Annotated in this window: 1 protein-coding gene; it reads right to left on the bottom strand. The window is 57.8% G+C overall.

What is annotated here, in order from left to right; genetic code table 11:
• Window positions 1–149: 149 nt before the first annotated feature.
• A complete protein-coding gene (locus JFT85_RS15225) occupies window positions 150–17,510 on the bottom strand; it encodes a retention module-containing protein (RefSeq protein WP_201230078.1) in 17,361 nt (5,786 codons plus the stop codon).
• Between the last annotated feature and the right edge of the window lie 80 nt (window positions 17,511–17,590).

Here is a 17,590-nt window from a genome sequence, read left to right as displayed (position 1 = left end):
AAACCCTCGAAAATGAGCCACACGCGTTCACCAGCATAGGCCAACGGTGTGTTTATGGGCGCGAGTATGCGATGCAACCTTGCGCCAGGGCCAGCCACCTGTCGTCCAAATAAATCGGCCGCCCGTGAGGGCGGCCGATAAACCGAGGCTTAGGCGGTGTGGTCGATCTTGATAGTCGGGTCGGCACCACTGATCAGCGAGTTGATGCTGGTGTGGGACCAATCGTTGCCTTCCAGCTTGATCGTTACATCGGCATTGGCCAGGCCGCCGGCGGTGTTGAGCTTGCCTTCGGTGCTGACTTGCAAGGTCGACACGCCATCGACTGTGGTGATCTTGAGGTAGTTGTCGATAGTGCTGTCCGTCTCACCTTTCAACAGATCCTTGAGATCAATCCGGTCACCTTCCGACGCCTTGAAGTCCTTGATCACATCGTTGCCAATGTCACCGGCCTTCCACACGAAGGTATCGGCCCCCGAGCCGCCGATCAGGATGTCGTTGCCCGGCCCACCGATCAAGGTGTCGTTACCGGTGCCGCCCAGCAGGATGTCATTGCCTTTGCCACCGTCCAGCATGTCGTTGCCGCCCTGGCCGAACAGGATGTCATCGCCCGAGCCGCCCAGCAGCGTGTCGTTACCGTCCTTGGCGCCGGATACATCGAAGTCCGCGTAGTGCTCGGTGACGTACTGGTGCACGTTCGAGGTGGTCACCGCCGACACGGCCACACCGGTTTTCTGCGCGACGAAGGCCTGCAGCGCGTTGTAACCCTCACCGGTAATCCCGCTGAAGCTCACCAGGTCGCCGAAGATGATGTCGTTGCCGTCGCCACCGTTCACGGTGTCGGCGCCAGGCAGGGTCGCTTCGGTGTGGCCGAGGATGGCGTTGGCCAGGTCCTTCGGATCGATGTTGCTCTGCGGCTTGCCATCGCTGTCGTACGGTTTTAGATCGGTGAGGCTGACGTCGCCATTGATACCAATCGCTTCCACTTGCGACAACCCACCCAGCAATGCAAAGGCGCTCTTCGAATTGCTCAGTGTCGACGAATCGGTGTCGTTGCCCAGGCCTGCGCGGTTGGACAGCTCAAAGGTGCCGTCGCCTTGTGCATGAACAGTGCCCAGGTTGTTGCTGTACCACCAGTTGCCAACCAAGGTCTGGAGTACAGCGTTACCGGAGGAGTCGATGGTGAAGTAGTGAGTGTTGTCCAGGTACTTGGCGACCGTTGTGCCTGGTGTGTAGTTTGAGGTGGTCACCACGTCATCGAACTTGACGTTGCCATACAGCGTCGGGTTGGTCTGCTCGCCGCTCTGGTAGTACGTCGGCTGGCCGTCGGTGATGAAGTAGGTCAGGTTGGTGGCACCGGTGTTGTTGGTGGCCAGGCCGCTTTGGAAGAAGTTGGCCGTGGTCTTGAACACGTCTTCATAGTTGGTACCGCCGCCCGACACCATCGAGTCCAGCACGGCCTTGAGCAGGACCAATGCGTTTGGATCGTTGAGGTTAATCGCGACCGACTTGTTCACCTGGGTATCGAAGTCCGCCAGGAAGATGTTCACGGTGCCTGAGGTGTTGGCGCCCAGGCTGTCTTTGAGCGAATTGAACACCGAGGTCAACGAAGCCTTCGCCGCGTTGATCGAGGAGGTGCTCATACTGCCGGAGCTGTCCACCATGAACGCAATGTTGTAGTTCTTGCCCTGCACCACGTTCAGGCCGCCGATATCGGCCACGACGATGTCGTTGCCATCGGTGCCGTTGATGCTGTCACTGCCCGAAGTGCCCGTCACCGCGCTGTAGGTGGCCGGGTACACCGTGACCGGCAATTGCGCGGTGGTGACGGCCGAACCGCCGAGGCTTTCGGTGGAGGTCGAGGTGACGGTCAGGTTGAACTGGCCGCTGTAGTAGGTCGGCGGCTTGATGGTCAGAGTGCTCAGGTCCCAGCCGGTGACGTTGACTTCGCCCACGGTCTTGGTGGCCGTGAAGGTGTGCCCGGAAGCATCGGTCAGTACCGAGCCGGCCGGGACGCCGCCGATCTTCACGCTCAAGGTTTCGGAGCCGTCGGTGTCGGTCAGCGCGGTGGTGACCTTGGACAGCTTCACGGTGCCGTTTTCCTGGCCTTCGTTGAGCTTGTAGCCCACGTAGTAACCGTCACCATTGCTGCCATGCAGGTCGGACACGGTCACGCCGGCGTTGGTCAGGTCAGTGATACCGGTATACAACGGTACGCCGCTGGTGCTCAGGTCCTTGGTCGCGCCACCGTTGACCGACAGGTTGACGTCGTAGCTGCCAAGGCCGGACTGGTTGGCGTGGTAGATCTCGAGGCTGTAGTAACCGCTCACTGTCGGGGTGATTGAGCCACTGAACGCACCGCTGTTAGTGCCCCACTGCGCGCTGGCCACGTCTTTGCCGCCGACGTTGATCACCAGGCTGTCATCGCCGGTGCCGCTGAAGGTATAGGTCTTACCGGCTTCCATGTAGATCAGGCCGGAAGTCTTCGAGCCGGCACCCGCAGAGACGTTTGCGGTGGACTCGACGTTGGTCACCACCCCACTGCTATTGGGTGTGCCAGCTTTATCAATGGCGTTTTTCAGGTCGGCGGGTGCTGCGCCGTTCCCGTTGGTGCCAAGCCCGGAAATGCTGTTCCAGCTTTGCTTGAGCAAGCCGACCGAATTGACGCTGTTGTCGGCCACAGTCAGGGTCGGTGCGTCGGCCACCGGTGTGATATCGACTTTCACCGTGGCGCTATTGCCCAAGTCCTTGCCATCAGTCGGCTGGAACTTGAACTGCGCGTAATCGGCTTGCTGGTTGCCGATACCGGTGCCGCCATAACCGTTGGTGCCGGACTCGTTGGCGTTAGGCATGAAGCGCAACTGGCCGCCGTCGATCTGGGCTTTGGTGAAGGTTTGGCCCGCGGTCACGTTGCTCCAGGTGGCGCCATCCGCCGCCAGGTATTGCAGTTTGCCGGCCACTGGCAGGTCGGTAATCTTCACGCCGAGGCTGGCTTGTGGCGAGTCCACATCGGTGACGCCGAAGTTGGCCCAGGTCAGTGCCAGCGCCGTGTCTTCGGTGCCGGTCACGGCACTGCCAGTGGCTACCGGCGGATCGTTGACGGCCACGACGTTAATCGTGGTGGTGGCGACGTTGGAGTAGTTGCCGCCATCGGTCACGGTCACGGTAATCACGCGCGGCGTGGTGCTCGGGTCGTGGCTGCTGTTGGTGAACGTGATGTTCTTGATCTGCTGCATGTAGTCAGCCAGCGACGCCGTGCCGGTCAATGTCAGCGTGATCTTGCCTGTAGCAGGGTCCGTGGTCGGGGTCACGGTGATGCCGGTGACGTTTGTGACGTTCAGCGAGTCGCCTTGCTGAGTGTTGGTCAGCACCACGGTGGCGCCGGTCAGTTGGGTGCTGTCCGGATCGGTAATCTTGATATCGGTGTCAGCAATCGACACGCCAGTGCCGCCTTCGGTGAACGACGTCTTATAGTCGGTACCCGTGGCGCCGCTGGAATTGTTGGCATCCAGGTCGATAACCGGCGGCGCATCGTTGTCGATGATGTTGGTGCTGACGCTGCCATTACCCACCACCAGGCTCTCGAAGTTGCCACCGGTGGTCTTGTCGATGGTGATGACAATCTGTTCCGTCGGCTCGGTGATCTTGTCGTCGATCGTGGCGATGTTAAACGGCACGCTGCTGGAGCCGGCCGGGATCTTCACGGTGTACACGCCGTTGAAGTCCGAACCGTCGGTGGCGGTGCCGCTGTACTTGAGCGTCACGGTCATATCGGTTTGTGCCGGGTTGCTCAGGTTCAGCGTGTAGTGCGCAGTGCCGCCTTCAGTGACCGAAGCGTCGCCGGTAATGCTGATGGTGGTGCTGTTGACTACATCCGTCACCTTGGTGACCACAGTGCTGCCGTCGACGATCAGGTGTTCGTACTTGTCGCCGCCGCTGACCACGCCAGTGATCTTGGTGCTGACATCATTGGCACCGACATACGCGTCGTTAGGCGCAACAGCCGTAACGGTACTGCTGGACGTGCCGCTGCCGATGGTGATGGTCGAGCCGTTCGCCAGCTTGATCACCAAGTCGGAACCGACGTTGTTCACTGCTGCACCATTCTTGTCGACCAAGGAGGCGGTGTAGACGATCTGGCCGCCCTCACTGACCGAGCCGGTGGCCTTGAGCGAAACCGTCACGTCATCGATGGTGTCGTTGATCGTGGTGGTCGCACCACCCGGGGTGATGGTCACACCCTCGAAGTTACCGCCAGTGGTACCAGTGATCTTGACGGTCTGAGTGCTCTTGTCGATGAACACGTCATCGCTCGGAGCAGGGACGGTCACGGTGCCCACGGTCGCACCTTGCTTGATGGTGATGCTGGCGCCGTTATCGAGCTGGACCACCATGTCGGTGCCGGCCTTGTTGCTCAAGGTGGCGGTGTAGGTGATCTGGCCGCCTTCGTTGACTGCGCTTGGTGCGGTCAGCGTAACGCTGGTGAGATCGGTGCTGCTCGGTGTGTCGGTGACGGTGGTGTTAACCGGCGTAGTGCCCGGTACCAGGTTTTCGAAATGCTCGCCGCCGGTCACGCCTTTGATGACGGTGGTGACGGTCTGGTCGCCTTTGTACACATCGTTTGGCGCTACAACCGAAACGGTGCCGCTGGACTGGTTCACGCCGATGGTGATGGTTTTGCCATTGTCCAGGGTCACGGTCAGTGGGTTGGTGATGTTGGTCACTGCCGCGCCGTTTTTATCCACAAGGCTGGCGGTGTAGACGATGTTGCCGCCTTCGCCGACGGTGGTGGTGGCGGTCAGGACTACATCAACCTTGTCGATGGTGTCGTTGATCGTGGTGGTTGCGCCGTTACCAGCAACTTCCAGTTTCTCAAAATTGCCGCCAGCAGCGTCGGTGATCTTGACGGTCTGGGTGCTCTTGTCGATGAACACGTCATCACTTGGCGCCGGGACGGTCACAGTACCGACGGTATCACCGGCTTTGATGGTGATGGTCGAACCGTTGTCGAGTTTCAGGGTTACGTCGGTGCCCGCTTTATTGGAAAGCGTAGCGGTGTACGTAATCTGACCACCTTCGTTGACTGCGCTTGGTGCGGTCAGCGTTACGGTGGTGGTGTCCGCAGTGCCCGGTGTGTCGGTGACGGTGGTGTTAACCGGCGTAGTGCCCGGTACCAGGTTTTCGAAATGCTCGCCGCCGGTCACGCCTTTGATGACGGTGGTGACGGTCTGGTCGCCTTTGTACACATCGTTTGGCGCTACAACCGAAACGGTGCCGCTCGACTGGTTCACGCCGATGGTGATGGTTTTGCCATTGTCCAGGGTCACGGTCAGTGGGTTGGTGATGTTGGTCACCGCGTTACCCGCCTTGTCGACCAGCGACGCGGTGTAAACGATGTTGCCGCCTTCACCTACGGTGGTAGTAGCGGTCAGAACCACATCAACTTTGTCGATAGTGTCGTTGATCGTGGTGGTGGCACCGTTACCAGCAACTTCCAGCTTCTCGAAGTTACCGCCAGTAGCGTCAGTGATTTTGACGGTCTGGGTGCTCTTGTCGATGAACACGTCATCGCTAGGTGCTGGGACAGTCACGGTGCCGACGGTATCGCCGGCTTTGATGGTGATAGTCGAACCGTTATCCAGTTTCAGCGTGACGTCAGTACCCGCTTTATTGGAAAGCGTAGCGGTGTAGGTAATCTGACCACCTTCGTTAACTACGCTTGGCGCAGTCAGCGTTACGGTGGTGGTGTCCGCAGTGCCCGGTGTGTCGGTGACGGTGGTGTTAACCGGCGTAGTGCCCGGTACCAGGTTTTCGAAATGCTCGCCGCCGGTCACGCCTTTGATGACGGTGGTGACGGTCTGGTCGCCTTTGTACACATCGTTTGGCGCTACAACCGAAACGGTGCCGCTCGACTGGTTCACGCCGATGGTGATGGTTTTGCCATTGTCCAGGGTCACGGTCAGTGGGTTGGTGATGTTGGTCACCGCGTTACCCGCCTTGTCGACCAGCGACGCGGTGTAAACGATGTTGCCGCCTTCACCTACGGTGGTAGTAGCGGTCAGAACCACATCAACTTTGTCGATAGTGTCGTTGATCGTGGTGGTGGCACCGTTACCAGCAACTTCCAGCTTCTCGAAGTTACCGCCAGTAGCGTCAGTGATTTTGACGGTCTGGGTGCTCTTGTCGATGAACACGTCATCGCTAGGTGCTGGGACAGTCACGGTGCCGACGGTATCGCCGGCTTTGATGGTGATAGTCGAACCGTTATCCAGTTTCAGCGTGACGTCAGTACCCGCTTTATTGGAAAGCGTAGCGGTGTAGGTAATCTGACCACCTTCGTTAACTACGCTTGGCGCAGTCAGCGTTACGGTGGTGGTGTCCGCAGTGCCCGGTGTGTCGGTCACGGTGGTGTTAACCGGCGTAGTGCCCGGCACCAGGTTTTCGAAGTGCTCGCCGCCGGTCACGCCTTTGATGACGGTGGTGACGGTCTGGTCGCCTTTGTACACATCGTTTGGCGCTACAACCGAAACGGTGCCGCTCGACTGATTCACGCCGATGGTGATGGTTTTGCCATTGTCCAGGGTCACGGTCAGTGGGTTGGTGATGTTAGTCACCGCGTTACCCGACTTGTCGACCAGCGACGCGGTGTAGACGATGTTGCCGCCTTCGCCAACCGTGGTGGTGGCAGTCAGTACGACGTCGACCTTGTCGATGGTGTCGTTGATAGTCGTTGTTGCGCCGTTGCCTGCAACTTCCAACTTCTCAAAGTTACCGCCAGTAGCGTCAGTGATTTTGACGGTCTGGGTGCTCTTGTCGATGAACACGTCATCGCTAGGTGCTGGGACAGTCACAGTACCGACGGTATCGCCGGCTTTGATGGTGATGGTCGAGCCGTTGTCGAGTTTCAGCGTGACGTCAGTGCCCGCTTTATTGGAAAGCGTAGCGGTGTAAGTAATCTGACCGCCCTCACTCACCTGCGACGGAGCCGTCAGGGTCACGGTGGTGGTATCGGCGGTGCCCGGAGTGTCAGTCACAGTGGTGGTGACTTTATCGGTACCTGGCACCAGGTTTTCGAAATGTTCGCCGCCAGTCACGCCTTTGATAGCGGTGGTGACAGTCTGATCGCCCTTGTAGGCGTCATCTGGAGCTACAACCGAAACGGTACCGCTCGACTGATTCACGCCGATGGTGATGGTTTTGCCATTGTCCAGGGTCACGGTCAGTGGGTTGGTGATGTTGGTCACTGCCGCGCCGTTTTTATCCACAAGGCTGGCGGTGTAAACGATATTGCCGCCTTCGCCAACCGTGGTGGTGGCAGTCAGAACCACATCAACCTTGTCGATGGTGTCGTTGATAGTCGTTGTTGCGCCGTTGCCTGCAACCTCCAACTTCTCAAAGTTACCGCCAGTAGCGTCAGTGATTTTGACGGTCTGGGTGCTCTTGTCGATGAACACGTCATCGCTAGGTGCTGGGACAGTCACAGTACCGACGGTATCGCCGGCTTTGATGGTGATGGTCGAACCGTTGTCGAGTTTCAGAGTGACGTCGGTGCCGGCTTTGTTGCTCAAAGTGGCGGTGTACGTAATCTGGCCACCCTCGTTGACTGCGCTTGGTGCGGTCAGCGTTACGGTGGTTGTGTCCGCAGTGCCCGGTGTGTCGGTCACGGTGGTGTTAACCGGCGTAGTGCCCGGCACCAGGTTTTCGAAGTGCTCGCCGCCGGTCACGCCTTTGATGACGGTGGTGACGGTCTGGTCGCCTTTGTACACATCGTTTGGCGCTACAACCGAAACAGTACCGCTCGACTGATTCACACCGATGGTGATGGTTTTGCCATTGTCCAGGGTCACGGTCAGTGGGTTGGTGATGTTGGTCACCGCGTTACCCGCCTTGTCGACCAGCGACGCGGTGTAAACGATGTTGCCGCCTTCACCTACGGTGGTAGTAGCGGTCAGAACCACATCAACTTTGTCGATAGTGTCGTTGATCGTGGTGGTGGCACCGTTACCAGCAACTTCCAGCTTCTCGAAGTTACCGCCAGTAGCGTCAGTGATTTTGACGGTCTGGGTGCTCTTGTCGATGAACACGTCATCGCTAGGTGCTGGGACAGTCACGGTGCCGACGGTATCGCCGGCTTTGATGGTGATAGTCGAACCGTTATCCAGTTTCAGCGTGACGTCAGTACCCGCTTTATTGGAAAGCGTAGCGGTGTAGGTAATCTGACCACCTTCGTTAACTACGCTTGGCGCAGTCAGCGTTACGGTGGTGGTGTCCGCAGTGCCCGGTGTGTCGGTGACGGTGGTGTTAACCGGCGTAGTGCCCGGTACCAGGTTTTCGAAATGCTCGCCGCCGGTCACGCCTTTGATGACGGTGGTGACGGTCTGGTCGCCTTTGTACACATCGTTTGGCGCTACAACCGAAACGGTGCCGCTCGACTGGTTCACGCCGATGGTGATGGTTTTGCCATTGTCCAGGGTCACGGTCAGTGGGTTGGTGATGTTGGTCACCGCGTTACCCGCCTTGTCGACCAGCGACGCGGTGTAAACGATGTTGCCGCCTTCACCTACGGTGGTAGTAGCGGTCAGAACCACATCAACTTTGTCGATAGTGTCGTTGATCGTGGTGGTGGCACCGTTACCAGCAACTTCCAGCTTCTCGAAGTTACCGCCAGTAGCGTCAGTGATTTTGACGGTCTGAGTGCTCTTATCGATGAACACGTCATCGCTTGGTGCTGGGACAGTCACAGTGCCAACGGTATCACCGGCTTTAATGGTGATAGTCGAGCCGTTATCCAACTTCAGAGTGACGTCGGTGCCGGCCTTGTTGCTCAAGGTGGCGGTGTACGTAATCTGACCACCTTCGTTAACTACGCTTGGCGCGGTCAGCGTTACGGTGGTGGTATCGGCGGTGCCCGGAGTGTCAGTCACAGTGGTGGTGACTTTATCGGTACCCGGCACCAGATTTTCGAAATGTTCGCCGCCAGTCACACCCTTAATTGCGGTGGTGACGGTCTGATCACCGTTATAGACATCGTTCGGCGCAACGGTTGTAACGGTGCCGCTCGACTGATTCACACCGATGGTGATGGTCTGGCCGTTATCCAAGGTCACGGTCAACGGGTTGGTGATGTTAGTCACTGCCGCGCCGTTTTTATCCACAAGGCTGGCGGTGTAGACGATGTTGCCGCCTTCGCCCACGGTGGTGGTGGCGGTCAGTACGACGTCGACCTTGTCGATGGTGTCGTTGATCGTGGTGGTCGCACCATTACCGGCAACTTCCAGCTTCTCGAAGTTACCGCCAGTAGCGTCAGTGATTTTGACGGTCTGAGTGCTCTTATCGATGAACACGTCATCGCTAGGTGCTGGGACAGTCACAGTACCGACGGTGTCGCCGGCTTTGATGGTGATGGTCGAGCCGTTATCCAACTTCAGGGTTACGTCGGTGCCCGCTTTATTGGAAAGCGTAGCGGTGTACGTAATCTGACCACCCTCGTTGACTGCGCTTGGTGCGGTCAGCGTGACGGTGGTGGTGTCTGCAGTGCCTGGAGTGTCAGTCACAGTGGTGGTGACTTTATCGGTACCTGGCACCAGGTTCTCGAAGTGCTCGCCGCCGGTTACGCCTTTGATAGCGGTAGTAACGGTCTGGTCGCCCTTGTAGGCGTCATTTGGAGCTACAACCGAAACGGTGCCGCTCGACTGGTTCACGCCGATGGTGATGGTCTGGCCGTTATCCAAGGTCACGGTCAATGGGTTGGTGATGTTAGTCACTGCCGCGCCGTTTTTATCCACAAGGCTGGCGGTATAGACGATGTTGCCGCCTTCGCCGACGGTGGTGGTAGCGGTCAGGACTACATCAACCTTGTCGATGGTGTCGTTGATCGTGGTGGTTGCGCCGTTACCAGCAACTTCAAGCTTCTCGAAGTTACCGCCAGTAGCGTCAGTGATTTTGACGGTCTGGGTGCTCTTGTCGATGAACACGTCATCGCTAGGTGCTGGGACAGTCACGGTACCGACGGTGTCGCCCGCCTTGATGGTGATAGTCGAGCCGTTGTCGAGTTTCAGAGTGACGTCGGTACCGGCCTTGTTGCTCAAAGTGGCGGTGTACGTAATCTGACCACCCTCGTTGACTGCGCTTGGTGCGGTCAGCGTGACAGTGGTGGTGTCTGCAGTGCCCGGAGTGTCAGTCACAGTGGTGGTGACTTTATCGGTACCTGGCACCAGGTTTTCGAAATGTTCGCCGCCAGTCACACCCTTAATTGCGGTGGTGACGGTCTGATCACCGTTATAGACATCGTTCGGCGCAACGGTTGTAACGGTGCCGCTCGACTGGTTCACACCGATGGTGATGGTCTGGCCGTTATCCAAGGTCACGGTCAACGGGTTGGTGATGTTAGTCACTGCCGCGCCGTTTTTATCCACAAGGCTGGCGGTGTAGACGATATTGCCGCCTTCACCAACAGTGGTATTGGCAGTCAGAACCACATCAACTTTATCGATGGTGTCGTTGATCGTGGTGGTCGCACCGTTACCAGCAACTTCCAGCTTCTCGAAATTACCGCCAGCGGTGTCAGTGATCTTGACCGTTTGAGTGCTCTTGTCGATGAACACGTCATCGCTTGGCGCTGGGACAGTCACAGTACCGACGGTGTCGCCGGCCTTGATGGTGATAGTTGAGCCGTTGTCGAGTTTCAGGGTTACGTCGGTACCCGCTTTATTAGAAAGCGTAGCGGTGTAGGTAATCTGGCCACCTTCACTCACCTCGGACGGAGCTGTCAGGGTCACGGTGGTGGTATCGGCGGTGCCCGGAGTGTCAGTCACAGTGGTAGTGACTTTATCGGTACCCGGCACCAGGTTCTCGAAGTGCTCACCGCCAGTCACACCCTTAATTGCGGTGGTGACAGTCTGATCGCCCTTGTAGGCATCATCTGGAGCTACAACCGAAACGGTACCGCTCGACTGGTTCACGCCGATGGTGATGGTCTGGCCGTTATCCAAGGTCACGGTCAACGGGTTGGTGATGTTAGTCACCGCGTTACCCGACTTATCGACCAGCGACGCTGTGTAGACGATATTGCCGCCTTCGCCCACGGTGGTGGTGGCGGTCAGTACGACGTCGACCTTGTCGATGGTGTCGTTGATCGTGGTGGTCGCACCGTTACCAGCAACTTCCAGCTTCTCGAAGTTACCGCCAGCAGCGTCAGTGATCTTGACCGTCTGAGTGCTCTTATCGATGAACACGTCATCGCTTGGCGCTGGGACAGTCACAGTACCGACGGTATCACCGGCTTTGATGGTGATAGTCGAACCGTTATCCAGTTTCAGCGTGACGTCAGTACCCGCTTTATTGGAAAGCGTAGCGGTGTAAGTAATCTGACCACCCTCACTCACCTGCGACGGAGCTGTCAGGGTCACGGTGGTGGTATCGGCGGTGCCCGGAGTGTCAGTCACAGTGGTGGTGACTTTATCGGTACCTGGCACCAGGTTTTCGAAGTGCTCGCCGCCGGTTACGCCTTTGATAGCGGTGGTGACAGTCTGATCGCCCTTGTAGGCATCATCTGGCGCTACAACCGAAACGGTACCGCTCGACTGATTCACACCGATGGTGATGGTTTGCCCGTTATCCAAGGTCACGGTCAACGGGTTGGTGATGTTGGTCACTGCCGCGCCGTTTTTATCCACAAGGCTGGCGGTGTAGACGATGTTGCCGCCTTCGCCGACGGTGGTGGTAGCGGTCAGGACTACATCAACCTTGTCGATGGTGTCGTTGATCGTGGTGGTTGCGCCGTTACCAGCAACTTCAAGCTTCTCGAAGTTACCGCCAGTAGCGTCAGTGATTTTGACGGTCTGAGTGCTCTTATCGATGAACACGTCATCGCTTGGTGCTGGGACAGTCACAGTGCCAACGGTATCACCGGCTTTAATGGTGATAGTCGAGCCGTTATCCAACTTCAGAGTGACGTCGGTGCCGGCCTTGTTGCTCAAGGTGGCGGTGTACGTAATCTGACCACCTTCGTTAACTACGCTTGGCGCGGTCAGCGTTACGGTGGTGGTATCGGCGGTGCCCGGAGTGTCAGTCACAGTGGTGGTGACTTTATCGGTACCCGGCACCAGGTTTTCGAAATGTTCGCCGCCAGTCACACCCTTAATTGCGGTGGTGACGGTCTGATCACCGTTATAGACATCGTTCGGCGCAACGGTTGTAACGGTGCCGCTCGACTGGTTCACACCGATGGTGATGGTCTGGCCGTTATCCAAGGTCACGGTCAACGGGTTGGTGATGTTAGTCACTGCCGCGCCGTTTTTATCCACAAGGCTGGCGGTGTAGACGATATTGCCGCCTTCACCAACAGTGGTATTGGCAGTCAGAACCACATCAACTTTATCGATGGTGTCGTTGATCGTGGTGGTCGCACCGTTACCAGCAACTTCCAGCTTCTCGAAATTACCGCCAGCGGTGTCAGTGATCTTGACCGTTTGAGTGCTCTTGTCGATGAACACGTCATCGCTTGGCGCTGGGACAGTCACAGTACCGACGGTGTCGCCGGCCTTGATGGTGATAGTTGAGCCGTTGTCGAGTTTCAGGGTTACGTCGGTACCCGCTTTATTAGAAAGCGTAGCGGTGTAGGTAATCTGGCCACCTTCACTCACCTCGGACGGAGCTGTCAGGGTCACGGTGGTGGTATCGGCGGTGCCCGGAGTGTCAGTCACAGTGGTAGTGACTTTATCGGTACCCGGCACCAGGTTCTCGAAGTGCTCACCGCCAGTCACACCCTTAATTGCGGTGGTGACAGTCTGATCGCCCTTGTAGGCATCATCTGGAGCTACAACCGAAACGGTACCGCTCGACTGGTTCACGCCGATGGTGATGGTCTGGCCGTTATCCAAGGTCACGGTCAACGGGTTGGTGATGTTAGTCACCGCGTTACCCGACTTATCGACCAGCGACGCTGTGTAGACGATATTGCCGCCTTCGCCCACGGTGGTGGTGGCGGTCAGTACGACGTCGACCTTGTCGATGGTGTCGTTGATCGTGGTGGTCGCACCGTTACCAGCAACTTCCAGCTTCTCGAAGTTACCGCCAGCAGCGTCAGTGATCTTGACCGTCTGAGTGCTCTTATCGATGAACACGTCATCGCTTGGCGCTGGGACAGTCACAGTACCGACGGTATCACCGGCTTTGATGGTGATAGTCGAACCGTTATCCAGTTTCAGCGTGACGTCAGTACCCGCTTTATTGGAAAGCGTAGCGGTGTAAGTAATCTGACCACCCTCACTCACCTGCGACGGAGCTGTCAGGGTCACGGTGGTGGTATCGGCGGTGCCCGGAGTGTCAGTCACAGTGGTGGTGACTTTATCGGTACCTGGCACCAGGTTTTCGAAGTGCTCGCCGCCGGTTACGCCTTTGATAGCGGTAGTAACGGTCTGGTCGCCCTTGTAGGCGTCATCTGGAGCTACAACCGAAACGGTGCCGCTCCACTGGTTCACACCGATGGTGATGGTCTGGCCGTTATCCAAAGTCACGGTCAACGGGTTGGTGATGTTAGTCACTGCCGCGCCGTTTTTATCCACAAGGCTGGCGGTATAGACGATGTTGCCGCCTTCGCCGACGGTGGTGGTGGCAGTCAGAACCACATCAACTTTGTCGATAGTGTCGTTGATCGTGGTGGTCGCACCGTTACCAGCAACTTCCAGCTTCTCGAAGTTGCCGCCAGTAGCGTCAGTGATTTTGACGGTCTGGGTGCTCTTGTCGATGAACACGTCATCGCTAGGTGCTGGGACAGTCACAGTACCGACGGTATCACCGGCTTTGATGGTGATAGTCGAGCCGTTGTCGAGTTTCAGGGTGACGTCGGTGCCCGCTTTATTGGAAAGCGTAGCGGTGTACGTGATCTGACCACCCTCGTTGACTGCGCTTGGTGCGGTCAGCGTGACAGTGGTGGTATCGGCGGTACCCGGAGTGTCAGTCACAGTGGTGGTGACTTTATCGGTACCTGGCACCAGGTTTTCGAAATGTTCGCCGCCAGTCACACCCTTAATTGCGGTGGTGACGGTCTGATCACCGTTATAGACATCGTTCGGCGCAACGGTTGTAACTGTACCGCTCGACTGATTCACACCGATGGTGATGGTCTGGCCGTTATCCAAAGTCACGGTCAACGGGTTGGTGATGTTAGTCACTGCCGCGCCGTTTTTATCCACAAGGCTGGCGGTGTAGACGATATTGCCGCCTTCACCAACAGTGGTATTGGCAGTCAGAACCACATCAACTTTATCGATGGTGTCGTTGATCGTGGTGGTCGCACCGTTACCAGCAACTTCCAGCTTCTCGAAATTACCGCCAGCGGTGTCAGTGATCTTGACCGTTTGAGTGCTCTTGTCGATGAACACGTCATCGCTTGGCGCTGGGACAGTCACAGTACCGACGGTGTCGCCGGCCTTGATGGTGATAGTTGAGCCGTTGTCGAGTTTCAGGGTTACGTCGGTACCCGCTTTATTAGAAAGCGTAGCGGTGTAGGTAATCTGGCCACCTTCACTCACCTCGGACGGAGCTGTCAGGGTCACGGTGGTGGTATCGGCGGTGCCCGGAGTGTCCGTCACAGTGGTGGTGACTTTATCGGTACCCGGCACCAGGTTTTCGAAGTGCTCGCCGCCGGTCACGCCTTTGATAGCAGCCGTTACGGTTTGGTCGCCCTTGTAGACATCGTTCGGCGCCACGGTGGTAACGGTGCCGCTGGACTGGTTCACACCGATAGTGATGGTCTGGCCGTTATCCAAGGTCACGGTCAGTGGGTTGGTGATGTTGGTCACCGCGTTACCCGACTTATCGACCAGCGACGCGGTGTAAACGATATTGCCGCCCTCACCAACGGTGGTGGTGGCAGTCAGGACTACATCAACCTTGTCGATGGTGTCGTTGATCGTCGTCGTTGCGCCGTCGCCAGCAACTTCCAGCTTCTCGAAGTTACCGCCAGCGGTGTCAGTGATCTTGACCGTCTGGGTGCTCTTGTCGATGAACACGTCATCGCTAGGTGCTGGGACAGTCACAGTGCCGACGGTATCGCCGGCTTTGATGGTGATAGTCGAGCCGTTATCCAACTTCAGAGTGACGTCAGTACCCGCTTTATTGGAGAGCGTAGCGGTGTAAGTAATCTGACCACCCTCACTCACCTGCGACGGAGCCGTCAGGGTCACGGTAGTGGTGTCAATCGAGTCAGTAATCGTGGTGACCGCAGGCGTTGTGCTCGGTACCAGGTTCTCAAAGTTGCCGCCGGTCGCGCCTGTAATCGTAGTGCTGACAGTCGAACCGTTGTTGTAGACGTCGTTAGCCGGAGTATCGACCACAACCGTGCCCACCGACTCGCCAGCCTTGATGGTAATCACCGAGCCATTGCTCAAGGTGACAGTCACCGGCGTCTGCGCAGGATTGGTCAAGGTAGCGGTGTAAGTGATCTGACCGCCTTCGGTCACGGTATTGCCCGCCGTCAGCGTGACGGTGGTGGTATCGATCGAATCAGTAATCGTGGTGACCGCTGGTGTCGTACTCGGTACCAGATTCTCAAAGTTGCCGCCGGTCGCGCCTGTAATAGTAGTGCTGACAGTCGAACCGTTGTTGTAGACGTCGTTAGCCGGGGTATCGACCACAACCGTGCCAGTCGACTCGCCGGCCTTGATGGTAATCACCGAGCCATTGCTCAAAGTGACAGTCACCGGCGTCTGCGCAGGATTGGTCAGCGTAGCGGTGTAAGTGATCTGACCGCCTTCGGTCACGGTATTGCCCGCCGTCAGCGTGACGGTGGTGGTGTCGATCGAATCAGTAATCGTGGTGACCGCTGGTGTCGTACTCGGTACCAGATTCTCAAAGTTGCCGCCGGTCGCGCCTGTAATCGTAGTGCTGACAGTCGAACCGTTGTTGTAGACGTCGTTAGCCGGTGTATCGACCACAACCGTGCCAACCGACTCGCCAGCCTTGATGGTAATCACCGAGCCATTGCTCAAGGTGACAGTTACCGGTGTCTGCGCAGGATTGGTCAGCGTAGCGGTGTAAGTGATCTGACCGCCTTCGGTCACGGTATTGCCCGCCGTCAGCGTGACGGTGGTGGTATCGATCGAATCAGTAATCGTGGTGACCGCAGGCGTTGTACTCGGTACCAGATTCTCAAAGTTGCCGCCGGTCGCGCCTGTAATCGTAGTGCTGACAGTCGACCCGTTGTTGTAGACGTCGTTAGCCGGTGTATCGACCACAACCGTGCCAGTCGACTCGCCGGCCTTGATGGTAATCACCGAGCCATTGCTCAAGGTGACAGTTACCGGTGTCTGCGCTGGGTTGGTCAGCGTAGCGGTGTAAGTGATCTGCCCACCTTCGGTCACGTTTTGACCTGCGGTCAGCGTAACGGTGGTGGTATCGATCGAATCAGTAATTGTGGTGACCGCAGGTGTTGTACTCGGTACCAGATTCTCAAAGTTGCCGCCGGTCGCGCCTGTAATCGTAGTGCTGACAGTCGAACCATTGTTGTAGACGTCGTTAGCCGGTGTATCGACCACAACCGTGCCCACCGACTCGCCAGCCTTGATGGTAATCACCGCGCCATTGCTCAAGGTGACAGTTACCGGCGTCTGCGCAGGATTGGTCAGCGTAGCGGTGTAAGTGATCTGCCCACCTTCGGTCACGTTTTGACCTGCGGTCAGCGTAACGGTAGTGGTGTCGATGGTATCGGTAATCTGAGTAACGGCCGGATTAGGGTCGAGGGTCAGTACCAGGTTGTTGCCGCCGGTGGTGCCGGTGACGTTGACGGTGATCTGGCTTGCGTCGATGTATGGGCTGTCATTGGGTGCCAGCGGTACGTTGACGGTGCCGGTCAGTTGGCCGGCATTGATCGTGATCACCGCGCCATTGGACAGGGTGATGCTCAAGTCGCTGGAGGGCGCCTGCGTGACGGTGGCGGTGTAGGTCAGTACGCCGCCGGCTTCGGTAATGGTTGGGGTCGCGCTCAGGCTCAGCGTCGAGGCCTGCAGGGCGAGGTTGCCCGTGTTGGCGGCTTGGGCGCCCGTGAGTTGGGTCAGCGTCGAAGCGCCCTGGCCCAGCGGGCCGGTTGGGAAGCCGATAGTGGGATCGACACGGCCAGCGGTCGCATCCAGTACGACGAAGCTGTGGCCCCCGCCTGCAGCGCCGTTACCGGCTGCGGTCGGGCCGGCAGCAGTGGCTTCCAGGTCGGTGGTCGGGTCGGCACCTGCGACGATGGCTTGTTGCAGCTCGGCAACCGACGGCGCGGCGTTCTCAGCGGCAGCGGCCAGGTCGGTGCTGGAGTCCGGCAAATCGGCGCTCCACTGGGTATCGCGGCCCAGGTCCAGCGTACGGCCGTCGGCCAGCTCCAGGCTGACAGCGCCAGACAGGCCAGTGTCTACTTGGTCGCCCGCGAACAGACGGTCGCCCTCAACAAGAACTCGGCGCGTTCCTTCCGGAGAAATAACGAAAACTTGACCAACAATGCTTTTGACGATGGCAACAACACTGCTCATTAAAATTTTCTCCGGCGTTCCGTTCTGATGAAATCCATGTGGCAGCCCAAGTTAGGACGCCAGATAGTAGGGGGCGTAGT

This window comes from Pseudomonas sp. TH04 (assembly GCF_016651355.1).
GTDB classification, from domain to species: domain Bacteria; phylum Pseudomonadota; class Gammaproteobacteria; order Pseudomonadales; family Pseudomonadaceae; genus Aquipseudomonas; species Aquipseudomonas fluorescens.
The sequence above is the reverse complement of the archived record's forward strand: the minus strand, read 5'-3'. Positions and strand labels throughout refer to the sequence as shown.

Coding starts and splice junctions, on each gene's coding strand:
- JFT85_RS15225 (WP_201230078.1), bottom strand. CDS start 17,510: ATGAGCAGTGTTGTTGCCATCGTCAAAAGCATTGTTGGTCAAGTTTTC.